This window comes from Micromonospora sp. I033, from assembly GCF_053890995.1.
Map to the genome: position 1 here is coordinate 1 of NZ_JBSSLX010000045.1, position 16758 is coordinate 16758.

Sequence of the window (16758 nt, forward strand, 5' to 3'; positions counted from 1 at the left end):
GTCAGCTCGTGGTGCGGGTGCTGGCCTGTCCGGCCAACTTCCCCGACGTGCTCATGTGCCGCGGCGAATACCAGGTCAGGCCGGAGCTGCCGTTCACCCCCGGGGTCGAACTCTGCGGCGAGGTCGTCGGGCTCGGCGCGGGCGTGGCCGGGTTCGCCCTCGGCGACCGGGTGCTCGGCGGCGCCACGCTGCCGTACGGCGGATTCGGGGAGTACGCGCTGCTGGACGCGGCGGCCACGTTCCCCGCGCCCGCGGCGCTCGACGACGCCGAGGCGGCCGCGCTCTACATCGGATACCAGACCGGCTGGTTCGGCCTGCACCGGCGGGCCGGGCTGCGCGCCGGCGAGACGCTGCTGGTGCACGCGGCGGCCGGCGGCGTGGGCAGCGCGGCCGTCCAGCTCGGCAAGGCGGCCGGCGCCCGGGTGATCGGCGTCGTGGGCGGTCCGGAGAAGGCGGCCGCGGCCCGCGCGCTCGGCGCCGACGTGGTCGTCGACCGGCACGAGGAGGACTTCGTCGAGGTGGTCAGGGCCGAGACCGGTGGCCGGGGCGCCGACGTCGTCTACGACCCGGTCGGCGGGGACACCTACCAGCGGTCGACCAAGTGCGTGGCCTTCGAGGGCCGGATCCTGGTGGTCGGCTTCGCCGGTGGCCGGATCCAGTCCGCCGCGCTCAACCACGCCCTGGTGAAGAACTACTCGATCGTCGGCCTGCACTGGGGCCTGTACCAGCGCCACGACCCGGCCGCCGTGGCCGAGTGCCATCGTGCGCTCACGGCGCTGGCCGCCCAGGGCGCGGTGCGGCCCCTGGTCAGCGAGCGCCTCCCGCTCGACGAGGTGGCCGCCGGGGTGCAGCGGCTCGCCGACGGCGCCACCGTCGGCCGGGTGGTGTACGTCCCGTGAGCGCCAACCAGGTGGACGCGGTGGTCTTCGACTACGGCGGCGTGCTCACCGGGCCGGTGCGGGCCTCCATCGCCGCGTGGCTGCGCAGCGACGGCATCGAGCCCGGGTCGTTCTCGCGCACGCTCAAGGCCTGGCTGTCCCGGGACGCCCCGGACGGCACCCCCATCCACCGCCTGGAGACCGGGGTGCTGAGCGTCGAGGAGTTCGATGTCCTGCTCGCCGCCGAGCTCACCACGCTCGACGGGCGTCCCGTCGACCCGGTCGGGGTCCTGGCCCGGCTGTTCGCCGGGGTTCGCCCCGACCCCGCGATGGTCGCCCTGGCACGGGAACTGCGCGACCTCGGCGTCCGCGTCGGGCTGCTCTCCAACAGTTGGGGCAACACCTACCCCCGGGAGCTGATCGACGGGCTCTTCGACCCGGTCGTCATCTCCGCCGACGTCGGCCTGCGCAAGCCTCTCGCCGCGATCTACACCCTCACCCTGGACCGGCTCGGCCTGCCGGCCGACCGGGTGCTGTTCGTCGACGACGCCGAGCCCCACGTGCTCGGCGCCCGCGCGGTCGGCATGCGGGCGCTCTGGCACACCGACGCCGACACCACCCGGGCCGCGCTCACCGAACTGGTTCCCGCGCTACCGCCGGCACCGCCGCGCTGACCCGCCACATCCCCACCCACGGAGGAGTTGACCCGCATGACCATCACCCGCACCGCAGTCGTCACCGGAGCGGCCCGCGGCATCGGGGCCGGCGTCGCGCGGCGACTGGCCCGCGACGGCGTCGCCGTCGCCGTCGTCGACCTGGACGAGGCGGCGTGCCGGCCGGTCGTCGACGAGATCGAGGCCGCCGGCGGCCGGGCCCTGGCGGTCGGCGCCGACGTCGCCGACGAGCAGGCGGTGCGGGCGGCCGTGGACCGGATCGCCGGAGAGCTGGCGGAGCCCACGATCCTGGTCAACAACGCCGGCATCACCCGGGACAACCTGCTGTTCAAGATGACCACCGACGACTGGGACGCCGTCCTGGGCGTGCACCTGCGGGGCTCGTTCCTGATGACCCGCGCCGTGCAGGCCTACATGACCGGGGCCGGTTGGGGACGGATCGTCAACCTGTCCAGCACCTCCGCGCTGGGCAACCGCGGCCAGGCCAACTACGCGGCCGCGAAGGCGGGGCTGCAGGGCTTCACCAAGACCCTCGCCCTGGAACTCGGCAGGTTCGGCGTCACGGCGAACGCGATCGCCCCGGGCTTCATCGAGACCGAGATGACCGCCGCCACCGCGGCCCGGCTCGGCGTGCCGTTCGAGGAGTTCAAGCAGGCCGCCGCGGCGCAGATCCCGGTCGCCCGCACCGGCACCCCGGAGGACATCGCCCACGCCGTGTCGTTCCTCGTCAGCGAGGGCGCCGGCTTCGTGTCGGGCCAGGTGCTGTACGTCGCCGGTGGGCCGAAGGCCTGAGCGGGAAGGGACAGAGCATGAAGGTCTTCCAGGGCATCGAGGAGCTGGAGCAGGCGGTCGGCACCCACCTCGGGCACTCCGGCTGGCACCGGATCACGCAGCAGCAGATCGACGCCTTCGCCGAGGCGACCGGTGACCACCAGTGGATCCATGTCGACCCGGTCAAGGCGGCCCGCAGCCCGTTCGGCGGCACCATCGCCCACGGCTACCTGACCCTGTCGCTGGTGCCGATGCTGGTCTGGCAGGTGTACCGGGTCGAGGGCGTGCGCATGGGCGTGAACTACGGCGCCAACAAACTGCGCTTCCCCACTCCGGTCCCCGTCGACTCCGAGGTGCGGGCCGGGGTGGAGCTGCTGTCGCTGGTGCCCGGCGGAGGTGGCTACCAGCTGACCGCGAAGGTGACCGTCGAGCTGGCGGGCGCCGGGAAGCCGGCCTGCGTCGTCGAGACCGTCAGCGTCCTGGTCCCGTGACCGGGCCGGCGCCGCAGGACCCGCCGGGCCTCGACCTGGCCAAGCTCGCCGACTGGTTCGCCGCCGCGGTGCCCGGGGCCGCCGGGCTGTCGACCGCCCGGCTCCTGGCCGGCGGGAAGTCCAACCTCACCTACGAGGTCGGCGACGGGCGGACGACCTGGATCGTGCGGCGGCCGCCGCTGGGGCACGTGCTGTCGACCGCGCACGACATGGCCCGGGAGTACCGGGTCATGTCGGCGCTGCGGGCCACCGACGTGCCGGTGCCGGCGACCTACGCGCTCTGCCCGGACGCCGGCGTGCTGGGCGCGCCGTTCTACGTGATGGAGCGGGTCACCGGCACGGCGTACCGGCAGGCGGCCGAGCTGGAGCCGCTCGGGCCGGAGCGCACCCGGGTCATCTCGACCAGGCTGGTGGACACGCTCGCCGCCCTGCACGCGGTCGACCCGGCGGCCGTGGGACTGGCCGACTTCGGCCGGCCCGCGGGGTTCCTGGCGCGGCAGGTGCGGCGGTGGAAGAAGCAGCTCGACGCGTCGTACTGCCGGGACCTGCCGGCCGCCGATGAGCTGTACGCCCGCCTGGCGTCCGACGTGCCGGCCGACGCGGCGCCGGGCATCGTGCACGGCGACTACCGCCTCGACAACGTCCTCGTCGACGACCGCGACCGGCTCGCCGCGGTCATCGACTGGGAGATGGCCACGCTCGGCGACCCGCTCACCGACCTGGCGCTGCTGGTGCTCTACCAGCGTCTCGGCCGGCTCGTCGGCACCGCGGTGGCCGAGGCGTCGTCCGCGCCGGGCTTCCTGACCGAGGACGGGATCCTCGACCGGTACGCGGCGGCGAGCGGCCGCGGCCTCCCCCGACTCGGTTTCCACCTCGGCCTGGCGGCCTTCAAGCTGGCCGCGATCCTCGAGGGCATCCACTTCCGGCACCTGCGCGGCCAGACCGTCGGCGCCGGCTTCGCGCAGCTCGGCGAGGTCACCGAGCTGCTCCTCGACGCCGGCCTGACCTATCTCAAGGAGCACTGATGGACTTCAGCCTGGACCCGCGCACCGAGGGCCTGCGCGACAACCTCCTGGACTTCATGGACCGCCAGATCCACCCGGCCGAGGAGGTCTTCCACGAGCAGCTCGGCCAGCTCGGCAACCGCTGGGCCTGGGACTCGGTGCCGGTGCTCGCGCAGCTGCGCGGCGCGGCGCGGAAGCGGGGGCTGTGGAACCTCTTCCTGCCGGGCGAGCACGGCGCCGGCCTGACCAACCTGCAGTACGCCCCGCTCGCCGAGATCACCGGTAGGAGCCACCTGGCGCCCGCCGTGCTGAACTGCGCCGCTCCGGACACCGGCAACATGGAGGTGCTGGCGATGTTCGGCACCGATCAGCAGCGGAAGCAGTGGCTGGAACCGCTGCTGGACGCCCGGATCCGCTCGTCGTTCGCCATGACGGAGCCCGATGTGGCCTCCTCGGACGCCACGAACATCGCCACCCGGATCGAGCGGGACGGCGACCACTACGTGATCAACGGCCGGAAGTGGTGGATCACCGGCGCGATGAACCCGAACGCGCGGATCTTCATCGTCATGGGCAAGACCGATCCGAGCGCCGAGCGGCACCGCCAGCAGTCCATGGTGCTGGTCCCGCGGGAGACCCCCGGCCTGGAGATCATCCGGGGCATGGCGGTGCTGGGCTACGACGACCACGACCACGGCGGGCACGCCGAGCTGGCGTTCCACGACGTGCGCGTGCCCGTCGAGAACCTGATCGGCGCCGAGGGCGACGGGTTCGCGATCGCGCAGGCCCGGCTCGGTCCCGGCCGCATCCACCACTGCATGCGCTCCATCGGCCTCGCCGAGCGGGCCGTCGAGCTGATGTGCGCCCGCGCCGAGCAGCGGGTCGCGTTCGGCCGGCCCCTGGCCGAGCAGGGCGTGATCCGCGAGTGGATCGCCGAGGCCCGGGTGCGGATCGAGCAGTTGCGGCTGCTGGTGCTCAAGACGGCCTGGCTGATGGACACGGTCGGCAACAAGGGCGCGCACACCGAGATCCAGGCCATCAAGATCGCCACCCCGGCGACCGTCCAGTGGATTCTCGACAAGGCCATCCAGGTGCACGGTGCCGCGGGCCTGTCCCAGGACTTCCCGCTGGCGGCCGCCTACGCCCGCATCCGCACGCTGCGGTTCGCCGACGGACCCGACGAGGTGCACCGGAACGCCCTGGCCCGCCACGAGCTGCGGCGCCAGGCCGCCGCGAGGCAGCGGAACACCAGCGGACGCCCGACGGCCTAGGGTGGTGGGCATGGCAGGCCCCGCCCCCTCGGCCGACGGCTCCCCGGCCGGCAATCCGCTCACCGCGCTCACGCTCGACGACCTGCGGCAGCGCAGCAGCGTGAAGTGGCGCATGCACCCGCCCGACGTGCTCCCCCTCTGGGTGGCCGAGCAGGACGTACCCCTCGCCGCGCCGGTGGCCGACACGCTGCGCCGCGCGATCGACCTCGGTGACACGGGCTACGCGCACGGGACGGCGTACGCCGAGGCGCTCGGCGCCTTCGCCGCCGGCCACTGGGGCTGGCACGGCTTCCGCGTCGCGCACACCACGGTCGTGCCCGACGTGATGATGGGCATCGTCGAGGTGCTCCGGCTGGTGACCGACCCCGGCGACGCCGTGGTGGTCTGCTCCCCCGTCTACCCGCCCTTCTACGCCTTCCTCCGCAACGCCGGCCGGCAGGTGATCGAGGCCCCGCTCGGCGCCGACCTGCGGATGGACCGGGCCGCTCTCGACGAGGCCTTCGGGCGGGCCCGGGCCAGCGGCCGCCGGCCGGCGTTCCTGCTCTGCAACCCGCACAACCCGACCGGCGTGGTCCACCGCCGGGACGAACTGGAGGCGGTCGCGGACCTGGCCGGCCGGCACGGCGTACGGGTGATCTCCGATGAGATCCACGCCCCGCTGGTGCTGCCCGGGGCGCACTTCACCCCTTATCTCACGGTGGCCGGCGCCGAGGACGCCTTTGCCCTGACCTCCGCCTCCAAGGCGTGGAACCTCGCCGGCCTCAAGGCGGCGCTCGCGGTCGCCGGGCCGCGGGCCGCCGCCGACCTGCGGCGGATGCCGGAAGAGGTCAGCCACGGCCCCAGCCACCTGGGCGTGCTCGCGCACACCGCCGCGTTCCGCGACGGCGGGCCGTGGCTCGACCTCCTCCTCGACGGCCTCGACGCCAACCGCACGCTGCTGGAGACCCTGCTGGGGAAGCACCTCCCGGCCGTCGGCTACCACCGCCCCGAGGGCACCTACCTCGCCTGGCTGGACTGCACCGGGCTGGGCGTCGCCACCGAGCAGGCGGCCGGCGAGCCCGGGGTGGCCAGCGACGTCGCCGGTCCGGCGAGGATGTTCCTCGACCAGGCGCGGGTGGCCCTCAGCTCCGGGCACGTCTTCGGCACCGGCGGGACCGGCTTCGTACGCCTCAACTTCGCCACCTCGCCGGCGATCCTCACCGAGGCCGTCACCCGGATGGGCCGGGCCGTCGAGGCGCACCGCCCGCCAGCCTGAGCCCGGTCCCCCGCGGGGGCGGTGCCGGTGGTTCGGATCACGGGTGTTCCGCCGTTTCGAGCTGATCCACTTCGGGTATCTCGACGCGTGCCGGCGGGCCGGAGTCCGATGTGACCGCTGCCGTCCGTCGACACGTGCGGAGGGAAAGGCAGGTCACTCGGTGGTGAATTCGTCCCTGAGGCCGACGATGTCGAGGACCGTGACGGTGATCCGGGAGGGCCTGCGCAGCACCAGGGTGCAGCCGGCCGAGCCGACCCGTCCGCGAATCGTCAGCAGCGCGTTGACGCCGGCCGCGCAGAAGAAGGTCACCCCGCTCAGGTCGAGCACCAGCACCGCGGGCGGTCGGCCGGCCACCAGCCGGTCCACGAGGTCGACGAGCGGGTCGGCGGTCGCCATGTCGAGTGGGCCCCCCACCGCCACCACCATCGCCGGGCCCTCCCGGGCGTGCGCCAGGGACAGGGACGGCGGGCGGGTGTTCTCCGGCGCCGCGTGAGGCTGCGCGTGATAGACGGACATGAGGTGCTCCTCCCGATGAGGATCTCCGGACCGGGCTGATGTCCGGGCTCACCGTCGGCGGCCCGGCACTGGTCCTGGGCTCATGTCCGAACCCGCCTCGACACTAGCTCGCTTCCCGCCCGATTGGCACCCTGCCGACCGGGGGAACGTGGGCTCCCGGCAAGTAGAGCGTCTCGCCGCCCAACGGGCACATGGATGTGAGGAGGTAGCAGTGGTGTCCGATGCTGCTGGCCCGTCTCCGGCCTCGGCCTCCGGCCGGCTGTTGACGCTGCTGGCCGATTCGCGCGACGTCGACGTGTTCCTGGATCAGGTCGTCCGGGTCGCGGCGGAGGTGGTCACCCCCGCCGTGGCCTGCGGGCTGACCGTGCGCCGGGACGGCGGCGCCTTCACGGTCGCCAGCAGCGGCGACCTCGCCGCGCGGGGCGACGAGATCCAGTACGGGGCCGACGAGGGCCCCTGTCTCGAGGCCCTGCGCCAGGGGCAGGTGGTCGAGGTGGTCGACCTGCGCGACGACGAACGCTGGGGCCGCTACCGGGAACACGCGCTCCGGCTCGGCATCGTCAGCTCGCTGTCACTGCCGATGACGGTAGACCGCGAGACCGTCGGCGCGTTGAACCTCTACGCCACCCAGCCGCACGCCTTCACCGACCCGGCACGCCGGCAGGCCCTGGCGTTCACGGACCAGGCCTCGGCGGCGTTGAGCGTCATCCTCCGCCAGGCGGACCAGAGCCTCCTGCATCAGCAACTCACCGACGCCATGGCGTCCCGCAGCATCATCGACCAGGCCCTCGGGGTCATCATGGGCCAACAGCGGTGCACCGCCAGGCAGGCGTTCACCCTGCTCCGCCAGGCGTCGCAGAATCGCAACCGCAAGCTGCGCGACGTGGCTGCGGAGATCATCACCCAGGTCAGCGGCGAGTCGCCGCAACCGGTCTCCGGATTCGTGACCCCCCGCCAGGGCTCCTGAGCGACGCACCGGAAACGGAGACGGCCGCGGGGGTTCCGCGGCCGTCTCCGGTAGGTGTCGGACGTGCGTTCAGCGGTTGCGCAGCGGGGCGAGCGCGGTGCTCCAGGCGACGACCTGGTCGAGCGTGGCGGTGAGGGCGTCCCGCTGGAACTGGCTGGGCTTGAAGACGCTGAAGTTCTCGAAGTCGGTGAAGAGCGACAGCGCCACCTGGGAGCGGACGTCGGCCATCTGCAGCTCGCCGGCGATCAGGCGCAGGTGCTCCACCGCCCGGGTGCCGCCGGCGGAGCCGTAGCTGACGAAGCCGACGGCCTTGTTGTTCCACTCCGCGTAGAGGAAGTCGATGGCGTTCTTCAGGGCGCCCGAGGTGGAGTGGTTGTACTCCGGGGTGACCATCACGAACCCGTCGAACGACGCGATGGTGTTGGCCCAGCGCAGCGTGTGCGGCTGGGTGTACTGGCCCATGGCCGGCGGGTACGCCTCGTCCAGGTGCGGCAGCTGGTGGTCGAGCAGGTCGACCAGCTCGTACTGCGCGTCGCCGCGCTGCTTGGCGACGTCGAGCACCCAGCGGGCGACCGCCTCGCCGTTACGGCCCGGGCGGGTGCTGCCGAGGATGATTCCGATCCTGGTCATGTCGTGACTGCCCTTCGAAAGTCCTTGCCTGGTCAAGCACACGCTAACCATTATTTGCTTCGTCAAGCAACTAATGATCGTGTGGCACCCGTCACCGACATCCGTGTCATTGCTCGGTCAAGCAAGTAGGATGGGGTCATGTCCGCCGCACCGACATCGCCGCGCCCCCTGAACGCCGAGGAGGAGGCACTGGTCCGCTCGCTCGGCCGGATCATGCACGTGCTGCCCCGCGCGATCGACGCCGACATGGTGGGTGACCGCCAGCTCCCCCTCACCGAGTACACGGCACTCATGAACCTCTCCGAGGCGCCCGGCCGGCGGATGCGGATGAGCGAGCTCGCCGCGGCGTGCCAGCTCTCGCTGAGCGGGATGACCCGCACCATCGCTCGCCTGCAGACGCAGGGCCTGGTCGAGCGGACCAGGTGTGCGGAGGACGCGCGCGGGTGGAACGCCGTCCTCACCGACGCCGGCTTCGCCCGGCTCGAGGAGTCGTGGCCGAGTCACCTGGCCAGCGTGCGGCGGCGGTTCCTCGACCACTTCGACGGCATCGACCTGGCCCGGTTGGCCCGCGCCTTCCAGCGCGTCGGCACGGCCGACTGAGCCCTCGGCCCACCGACCCGGCGACCGTTGCCCCCGCCGACCGGTCCGGCCGCCCGCGGCGCGGACGGCCGGACCGGACCAGGTCAGCCCAGCAGCTCCCGGACGCGCGGGATGACCTCGGTGCCGTAGAGCTCGATGGCGGTCATGAGGGACCCGTGCGAGAGGCCGCCCATGCCGTACTTCATCTCGAAGCGGTTCGCGCTGAGCACGGGGAGGTTCGCGGCGATCTTCCGGGCGACCGTCTCGGGCGACCCGACGTAGAGCGCCCCGTGCGGCCCGACCTCGTGCAGGAAGGACTCCCGGGTCGGCACGGCGAATCCGCGGGTCCGGGCGATCCGGCGGATGACCTGCTGGTAGCGGGGGAAGAACTCCTCGCGGGCCTGCTCGTCGGTGGCGGCGACGTGCCCGGGCGAGTGCACGCCGATCGGCAGGGGGTCCTTGCCGAGCTGCGCGAGCGCCTGGTGGAACAGGCGGGAGAAGGGGGCGAAGCGGGCCGGTGACCCGCCGATGATCGCGAGCATCAGGGCGTAGTCGTACCGGGCGGCGCGGATCACCGACTGCGGGTTGCCGCCGACGCCGATCCAGGCCGGGAAGGGGCCGGACTCGGTGTGCGGCACGACGTCCTGCTCGCGCAGCGGCGCGCGCATCGTGCCCTTCCAGGTGACCGGCCCGCCCTTGCGCAGCTCGGCGAAGAGCTGCGCCTTCTCCTCGAACAGCTGCTCGTAGTCGGCCAGGTCGTAGCCGAACAGCGGGAACGAGTCGATGCTCGACCCGCGGCCCAGGATCACCTCCGCCCGGCCGCCGGAAACCGCGTCCAGGGTGGAGTAGCGCTGGAAGACCCGCACCGGGTCGTCGGAGCTAAGCACCGTGACCGCCGAGCCGAGGCGGATCCGGGTGGTGCGGGCCGCGATCGCGCCGAGCACCACGTCGGCGGCGGAGAGCGGGAAGTCGTCGGTGTGGTGTTCACCGATGCCGAAGAAGTCCACGCCGACCTGGTCCGCGAGGACACCCTGCTCGACGATGTCGCGGATCGTCCGGGCATGGGAGACCGGGCGGTCGTCGGCGTCGTGGGTGACGTCGCCGAAGGTGTCCAGGCCGAGTACGAGCGGAAAGGTGGTCACGATGAGCCTCTGTCTCTGTGGTGGGAGCGGGGGCGGCTAGCCGGCCAGCGCCCGCGTGAACTCGACCCGGCCCAGCGGCACGCCGAAGACCGGGCCGCCGGGTTGGAGCAGCCGGCCGGCACGCAGGCTGTCGAGCCGGACGGCGTCATAGCCGATGCGCTCGACGAGGTCCGCCACGGTCCGCACCGCGGCGACGTCGTCCCCGGCGACGCCGAGCGCGCGGCGGTCCGGCGCGCCCGCCGGGCGGCGGTCGTCCTCGAGCTCGTGGTAGCCGATGTGGTTCAGCGTCTTCACGACCGTCGACCGGGCGAGCCGGCGCTGGACGATCTCACTGCTGCCGTACCGGGGATCGTCGAACATCTCCTGGACTCCGTCGACCGGCGGCCAGTAGTTCATCGTGTCCACCACGAGCTTGCCGGCGAACACGGCGGGGTCGAGGGTCGGGAACCGGTGCAGCGGCATCGCCAGCACGACGACCTCGGCGTCCGCGACGGCGTCCGCCGCCCAGCGCGCCTCGGCGCCGGGGGCCAGCACGTCGACGATCAGGGCGATGTTCGCGGGGTCGCCGGAGGCCGCGATCGCCACCGGATACCCGGCCGCCATGGCGACCCGGGCGATCACCGGCCCGGTGTGTCCGGCGCCGAGCACGGCCAGCCGGGGCCGGGACGACAGGGTCGCCGTCGCGGCCGGAGCCTGACCGGCCGCGAGACCGTCGTCACCCATGCCTGCCACCTCATTTCCTTGACCGGTCAAGCATATCTCCCATGCTTGACCGATCAAGGATGTCTCGATCACACTCCCGGGAGCGTGACGACGATGGAGACGCGCGGTGGGGCACCCGGTGGTGACCGGGGCCGCCAGCTTCGGCGAGTGGAGCCGCCCCTGCCCCGAGGAGCGCCAAAAAGTTTTGTTCGGTTCCTACAACCGGCGCCGCTCAGGGTTCGGCGGTTACGACATGGCGCCGCCGCCCGGCAGAGGGAAAGGTGATCACTGCCGGGGGCCGTCGCCTCGCGGCGCGTACATCGTGGGTCCAACGGAGGGGTCGGTCGGGTGTTCAGCCGTATCGCCATCGTCAACCGTGGAGAGGCCGCGATGCGGCTCATCCACGCCGTCCGGGAGCTGGCCGCGGAGACCGGGACCCGGATCGAGACCGTAGCCCTGCACACCGACGTCGACCGCGACGCCACGTTCGTGCGGGAGGCCGACGTCGCCTACGATCTCGGTCCCGCTTCCGCGCGCCCGTACCTGAACCTGACGACGCTGGAGCGCGCGCTGGTGGAGACCCGGGCCGACGCCGCCTGGGTCGGCTGGGGCTTCGTCGCGGAGGATCCGGCGTTCGCCGAGCTGTGCGAGAAGATCGGGGTCACCTTCGTCGGGCCGAGCCCGGAGGCCATGCGCCAGCTCGGCGACAAGATCGGCGCGAAGCTGATCGCCGAGGAGGTCGGCGTGCCGGTCGCTCCGTGGAGCCGTGGCGCGGTCGAGACCCTGGACGCCGCCCGGGCGGCGGCGGCCGAGATCGGCTACCCGCTCATGCTGAAGGCCACCGCCGGCGGCGGCGGGCGCGGCATCCGCGTGATCACGAACGAGGCCGAGCTGGCCGACGCCTACGAGCGCACCAGCCAGGAGGCCGCGCGGGCGTTCGGCAGCGGCATCGTGTTCCTGGAGCGCCTGGTCACCGGCGCCCGGCACGTCGAGGTGCAGGTGATCGCCGACGGCCAGGGCACCGCGTGGGCGCTCGGGGTCCGGGACTGCTCGGTGCAGCGGCGTAACCAGAAGGTCATCGAGGAGTCGGCGTCGCCGGTGCTCAGCCCGGAGCAGGCCGCCGAGCTGAAGGCCTCGGCGGAACGGCTGGCCGTCGCGGTCGGCTACCGCGGCGCGGCGACCGTCGAGTTCCTCTACCACCCCGGCGACCGGCTGTTCGCGTTCCTGGAGGTCAACACCCGCCTCCAGGTGGAGCACCCGATCACCGAGTCCACCACCGGGTTCGACCTGGTCAAGGCGCAGCTGCACGTGGCCTCGGGCGGGCGCCTCGTCGGCGAGCCGCCGGTGGAGCGGGGGCACGCCATCGAAGCCCGGCTGAACGCCGAGGACCCCGACCGCGACTTCGCGCCCTCCCCGGGCCGCATCGCACGGCTGGACCTGCCCGCCGGGCCGGGCATCCGGGTGGACACCGGCGTCAGCGAGGGCGACACCATCCCCGCCGACTTCGACTCGATGATCGCGAAGATCATCGCCTACGGCCGCGACCGCGACGAGGCCCTCGGCCGGCTGCGCCGGGCCATGGCGAACACCACGGTGATCATCGAGGGCGGCGCCACGAACAAGAGCTTCGTGCTCGACCTGCTCGACCAGCCCGAGGTGATCGACGCCAGTGCGGACACCGGCTGGATCGACCGGGTCCGCGGCGAGGGCCGCCTCGTGGCGCACCGGCACTCCGCCGTCGCGCTGGCGGCCGCCGCCATCGAGGCGTACGAGGAGGAGGAGCGCGTCGAGCGGCAGCGGCTGCTGTCGACGGCCTCCGGCGGCCGCCCGCAGGTGCAGCACAAGAGCGGCCGACCACTGGACCTCAAGCTGCGCGGCGTCGGCTACCGGATGCGGGTGGCGCGGATCGGCGCGCACCGGTTCCGCGTCGGCATCGAAACGGCCGGCGACGTCCGCACGGCCGACGTCGAGCTGGACCGCTTCGACCGGCACACCGGGCAGATCGCCGTCAACGGCGTCCGGTACCGCCTGCTCACCGCCACCCACGGGCCGATCCACCTGGTCGAGGTGGACGGCGTGACGCACCGGGTCAGCCGGGACGAGGGCGGCGTCCTCCGCTCTCCCATGCCCGCGCTGGTCGTCGCCACACCGCTGGCGATCGGCGCCGAGGTGGAGGCCGGCGCGCCGGTGCTGGTGCTGGAGGCCATGAAGATGGAGACGGTGCTGCGGGCGCCGTTCAGGGCACGCCTGAAGGAATGCGCCGTCTCGGTGGGCAGCCAGGTGGAGGCCGGCGCACCGTTGCTGCGGCTGGAGCCGCTGGCCGACGAAGGCGCCGAGGCCGCCGACGACCCGGCCGCGGCCTCCGTCGAGCTGGACCTTCCCGCCGAGTCCGGCGAGATTCCGGCGCGCCAGCGCGCCACGCGCGGCCAGGAGGACCTGCGCAGCCTGCTGCTCGGCTTCGACGTGGACCCGCACGACGACCGCCGGGTGCTCGACGACTACCTCGCCGCCCGCCGGGCGGCCACCGAGGACGGCCACCGGCCGCTGGCCGAGGAGCTCGACCTCGTCAACGTCTTCGCCGACCTCGCCGAGCTGAGCCGCAACCGGCCGACGGGCGAGGACGGCGACGGCCACGTCCCGAGCGCCCGCGAGTACTTCCACACCTACCTGCAGAGCCTCGACATCGAGCGCGCCGGGCTGCCTGCGGCGTTCCAGGCCAAGCTCGCCAAGGCGCTCGGCCACTACGGGGTCACCGACCTGGAGCGCTCCCCCGAGCTGGAAGCCGCCGTCTTCCGGATCTTCCTCGCCCAGCAGCGGGCCTCCGCCGACGCCACGGTCGTCGCGACGCTGCTGCGGTCCTGGCTGCGGGAGTCCCCGCCGGACGAGACGCTGCGCGAGCCCGCCGGCCTCGCGCTGGAGCGGCTGGTGGCCGCCACGCAGGTCCGCTTCCCGGTGGTCGCCGACCTGGCGCGCGGCGTGGTGTTCGCCTGGTTCGCCCAGCCGCTGCTGCGCCGCAACCGCGCCCGCGTCTACGCCGAGGTCCGCAGGCACCTGCGGCACCTGGACGCGCACCCGGACGCGCCGGACCGCGGCGAGCGGGTCGCGGAGATGGTGCGCAGCACCGAGCCCCTCGTACGGCTGCTCGGCCAGCGGCTGGTCCGCGACCACCTCGACAACGCGGTGATGCTGGAGGTGCTGACCCGGCGGTACTACGGCAACAAGGGGCTCACCGGCGTCCGCACCCGCGAGATCGCGGGCTGCACGTTCGTGGTCGCCGAGCGCGCGGACTCGAGCGTGGTCTCCGCCGCGGTGCGCTTCGACGCGCTCGGCGGCGCGCTGCGCGGACTCGCCGAGCTGGCCGGCGGCGCGGAGGCGATCGACGCCGACATCTACCTCGCGTGGGAGGACCAGCCGGAGGACTTCGACGCGATGGCGGCGGCGCTGCACGACGCCGTCAACGCGCACCCGCTCCCGCACCAGGTCCGCCGGGTCACCACCACCGTCGCGGGCCGTGCCGGCGCGGTGATGCACCACCACTTCACCTTCCGCCCGTCCGACGACGGGATGGCCGAGGAGCGGCTGATCCGTGGCCTGCACCCGTACATCGCGCAGCGGATGCAGTTGGAGCGGCTGAGCAAGTTCGACCTGACCCGGCTGCCGTCGGCGGACGAGGAGGTCTACCTCTTCCAGTGCGTGGCCCGGGAGAACCCGTCGGACCAGCGCCTCGTGGCGTTCGCGCAGGTGCGCGACCTGACCGAGCTGCGCGAGCAGGACGGGCGGCTGGTCGCGCTGCCGACGACCGAGGACACCGTGGCCGCCTGCCTCGACTCGATCCGCCGCGCGCAGTCGCGGCGGCCGTCGAAGTCGCGCTTCCAGACCAACCGCATCGTGATCTACGTCTGGCCGCCGAGCGAGCTGACCCGCGAGGAGATGGAGATGATCGCCGGGCGGGTGCGCCCGACGACCGCGGGCGCCGGCCTGGAGGAGATCCTCTTCATCGCCCGGCAGCGCGACCGGCGGACCGGCGAGCTGACCAAGATCGCGGTACGGATCTCCTTCACCGCCACCGGCGGCGCCGAGCTGAGCGTCGGCGAACCGCCGGTCGAGCCGGTCGAACCGCTCGACGACTACCGGCTGAAGGTGCTCCGCGCGAGCAGCCGCAACACGGTGTACCCGTACGAGCTGACCGGCATGCTCGGCGACTTCGTCGAGCACGACCTCGACGAGAAGCACGCGCTGGTGCCGGTCGACCGGCCCAGGGGGCGCAACTCGGCGGCGATCGTCGCGGGCGTGGTCACCACGCCCACCCCGCGGCACCCGCAGGGCGTCACCCGGGTCGTGCTGCTCGGCGACCCCACGAAGTCGCTCGGCGCGCTGTCGGAGCCGGAGTGCCGCCGGGTGATCGCCGCGCTGGACCTGGCCGAGCGGATGCGGGTGCCCCTGGAGTGGTACGCGCTCTCCGCCGGCGCCCGGATCTCCATGACGTCGGGCACCGAGAACATGGACTGGGTGGCGGCCGCGCTCAAGCGGATCGTCGAGTTCACCCAGGACGGCGGTGAGATCAACATCGTGGTGGCGGGCATCAACGTCGGCGCGCAGCCGTACTGGAACGCCGAGGCGACGATGCTCATGCACACCAAGGGCGTCCTGGTGATGACGCCGGACTCGGCGATGGTGCTCACCGGCAAGCAGTCGCTCGACTTCTCCGGCGGCGTGTCGGCCGAGGACAACTTCGGCATCGGCGGCTACGACCGGGTGATGGGTCCGAACGGGCAGGCCCAGTACTGGGCACCCGACCTCCCCGCCGCGCGCGACGTGCTGATGGCGCACTACGACCACACGTACGTGGCGCCGGGCGAGTCGGCGCCCCGGCGGGCGACGACGAGCGACCCGGTCGACCGGGACATCTCGGACTTCCCGCACACCGTCGCCGGCAGCGACTTCACCACCGTCGGCGAGATCTTCTCCCCCACCGCCAACCCGGACCGGAAGAAGCCGTTCGACATCCGGACCGTGATGCGGGCGCTCGCCGACCAGGACCACCCGGTGCTGGAACGCTGGGCGGGCATGGCCGACGCGGAGACCGCGGTGGTGCAGGACGTGCACCTCGGCGGCATCCCGGTGTGCCTGCTCGGCATCGAGTCCCGGTCGGTGCCGCGCCGCGGCTTCCCGCCCACCGACGGCCCGGACACCTACACGGCGGGCACCCTGTTCCCCCGCTCGTCGAAGAAGGCAGCGCGGGCGATCAACGCGGCAAGCGGCAACCGGCCGCTGGTGGTGCTGGCCAACCTGTCGGGCTTCGACGGCTCGCCCGAGTCGATGCGGAAGCTGCAACTGGAGTACGGCGCCGAGATCGGCCGCGCCATCGTGAACTTCCGCGGGCCCATCGTGTTCTGCGTGATCTCGCGGTACCACGGCGGGGCGTTCGTGGTGTTCTCGAAGGCGTTGAACCCCAGCATGACCGTGCTGGCGCTGGAGGGCTCGTTCGCCTCGGTGCTGGGCGGCGCCCCGGCCGCCGCGGTGGTCTTCTCCGGCGACGTCAACGCCCGCACGGCGGCCGACCCCCGGGTACGGGACCTGGAGGCCCGCGTGGCGGCCGCGTCCGGCGCCGACCGCGCCGCGCTGACCGCTGAACTGGACGAGCTCCGCTCGTCGGTGCGCGCGGAGAAGCTGGGCGAGGTGGCCACCGAGTTCGACCGGGTGCACAGCATCCAGCGCGCCGTCGAGGTCGGCTCCGTCGACGCGGTCATCCGCGCCGCCGAACTCCGTCCGCGCGTCATCGAGGCCATCGAGGCGCACCTGCGCTGACCGGACCGGCGCGGTCGGGGCGCTCGCCCCGACCGCGCCGGGGGTCTCAGGACACGACGAAGGGCCCCGG

At 73.1% G+C, this 16758-nt stretch carries 14 protein-coding genes; 10 read left to right on the forward strand and 4 right to left on the reverse strand.

Annotated elements, in window-relative coordinates:
• From ACW0Q9_RS10780 to ACW0Q9_RS10810, 7 genes are all read left to right on the forward strand, one after another.
• A partial coding sequence (locus tag ACW0Q9_RS10780; RefSeq protein WP_456180116.1) for an NADPH:quinone oxidoreductase family protein occupies window positions 1-899 on the forward strand: 899 nt, incomplete at its 5' end.
• Entirely contained in the window at window positions 896-1552 is a 657-nt protein-coding gene (locus tag ACW0Q9_RS10785) for an HAD family hydrolase (protein WP_456180118.1), read from the forward strand. The genes ACW0Q9_RS10780 and ACW0Q9_RS10785, both read left to right, overlap by 4 nt.
• A 36-nt stretch (window positions 1553-1588) precedes the next feature.
• Window positions 1589-2344 carry a 3-oxoacyl-ACP reductase FabG gene (gene fabG, locus ACW0Q9_RS10790; RefSeq protein WP_456180120.1) on the forward strand — a complete coding sequence of 252 codons (756 nt, stop codon included), beginning with the start codon at window positions 1589-1591 and terminating at the stop codon, window positions 2342-2344.
• A gap of 17 nt (window positions 2345-2361) precedes the next feature.
• Window positions 2362-2814: a MaoC family dehydratase gene (locus tag ACW0Q9_RS10795; protein ID WP_456180122.1), complete on the forward strand. Its 453-nt coding sequence runs from the start codon at window positions 2362-2364 to the stop codon at window positions 2812-2814.
• A complete protein-coding gene (locus ACW0Q9_RS10800; RefSeq protein WP_456180128.1) occupies window positions 2811-3839 on the forward strand; it encodes a phosphotransferase family protein in 1029 nt (342 codons plus the stop codon). The genes ACW0Q9_RS10795 and ACW0Q9_RS10800 overlap by 4 nt, the downstream gene beginning before the upstream one ends.
• On the forward strand, window positions 3839-5089 hold the full coding sequence (locus ACW0Q9_RS10805; protein WP_456180130.1) for an acyl-CoA dehydrogenase family protein: 1251 nt from the start codon (window positions 3839-3841) through the stop codon (window positions 5087-5089). Before ACW0Q9_RS10800 ends, ACW0Q9_RS10805 begins: the two co-directional genes overlap by 1 nt.
• Before the next feature lie 10 nt (window positions 5090-5099).
• Window positions 5100-6344, forward strand: a complete 1245-nt coding sequence (locus ACW0Q9_RS10810) for a MalY/PatB family protein (protein WP_456180132.1) — start codon at window positions 5100-5102, stop codon at window positions 6342-6344.
• A gap of 153 nt (window positions 6345-6497) precedes the next feature.
• Here ACW0Q9_RS10810 and ACW0Q9_RS10815 read toward each other — a convergent pair whose 3' ends face one another.
• Window positions 6498-6860: an STAS domain-containing protein gene (locus ACW0Q9_RS10815; RefSeq protein WP_456180134.1), complete on the reverse strand. Its 363-nt coding sequence runs from the start codon at window positions 6858-6860 to the stop codon at window positions 6498-6500.
• 214 nt (window positions 6861-7074) lie between these two features.
• Here ACW0Q9_RS10815 and ACW0Q9_RS10820 point away from each other — a divergent pair, with 214 nt between their 5' ends.
• Window positions 7075-7827 carry a GAF and ANTAR domain-containing protein gene (locus ACW0Q9_RS10820; RefSeq protein ID WP_456180136.1) on the forward strand — a complete coding sequence of 251 codons (753 nt, stop codon included), beginning with the start codon at window positions 7075-7077 and terminating at the stop codon, window positions 7825-7827.
• Window positions 7828-7896: 69 nt separating this feature from the next.
• On the opposite strand, the gene ACW0Q9_RS10825 is transcribed toward ACW0Q9_RS10820, so the two are convergent.
• On the reverse strand, window positions 7897-8457 hold the full coding sequence (locus ACW0Q9_RS10825) for an NADPH-dependent FMN reductase (protein WP_456180138.1): 561 nt from the start codon (window positions 8455-8457) through the stop codon (window positions 7897-7899).
• 138 nt (window positions 8458-8595) lie between these two features.
• On the opposite strand from ACW0Q9_RS10825, the gene ACW0Q9_RS10830 reads away from it, so the two are divergent.
• On the forward strand, window positions 8596-9057 hold the full coding sequence (locus tag ACW0Q9_RS10830; protein WP_456180140.1) for a MarR family winged helix-turn-helix transcriptional regulator: 462 nt from the start codon (window positions 8596-8598) through the stop codon (window positions 9055-9057).
• Window positions 9058-9140: 83 nt separating this feature from the next.
• On the opposite strand, the gene ACW0Q9_RS10835 is transcribed toward ACW0Q9_RS10830, so the two are convergent.
• Complete coding sequence (locus tag ACW0Q9_RS10835) at window positions 9141-10178, reverse strand: LLM class flavin-dependent oxidoreductase (protein WP_456180142.1); 1038 nt, start codon at window positions 10176-10178, stop codon at window positions 9141-9143.
• Window positions 10179-10214: 36 nt separating this feature from the next.
• Window positions 10215-10901, reverse strand: a complete 687-nt coding sequence (locus ACW0Q9_RS10840; protein ID WP_456180144.1) for an NADPH-dependent F420 reductase — start codon at window positions 10899-10901, stop codon at window positions 10215-10217.
• Between the two features lie 327 nt (window positions 10902-11228).
• On the opposite strand from ACW0Q9_RS10840, the gene ACW0Q9_RS10845 reads away from it, so the two are divergent.
• Window positions 11229-16688 carry an ATP-binding protein gene (locus tag ACW0Q9_RS10845; RefSeq protein ID WP_456180146.1) on the forward strand — a complete coding sequence of 1820 codons (5460 nt, stop codon included), beginning with the start codon at window positions 11229-11231 and terminating at the stop codon, window positions 16686-16688.
• The last annotated feature ends 70 nt before the right edge of the window (window positions 16689-16758 follow it).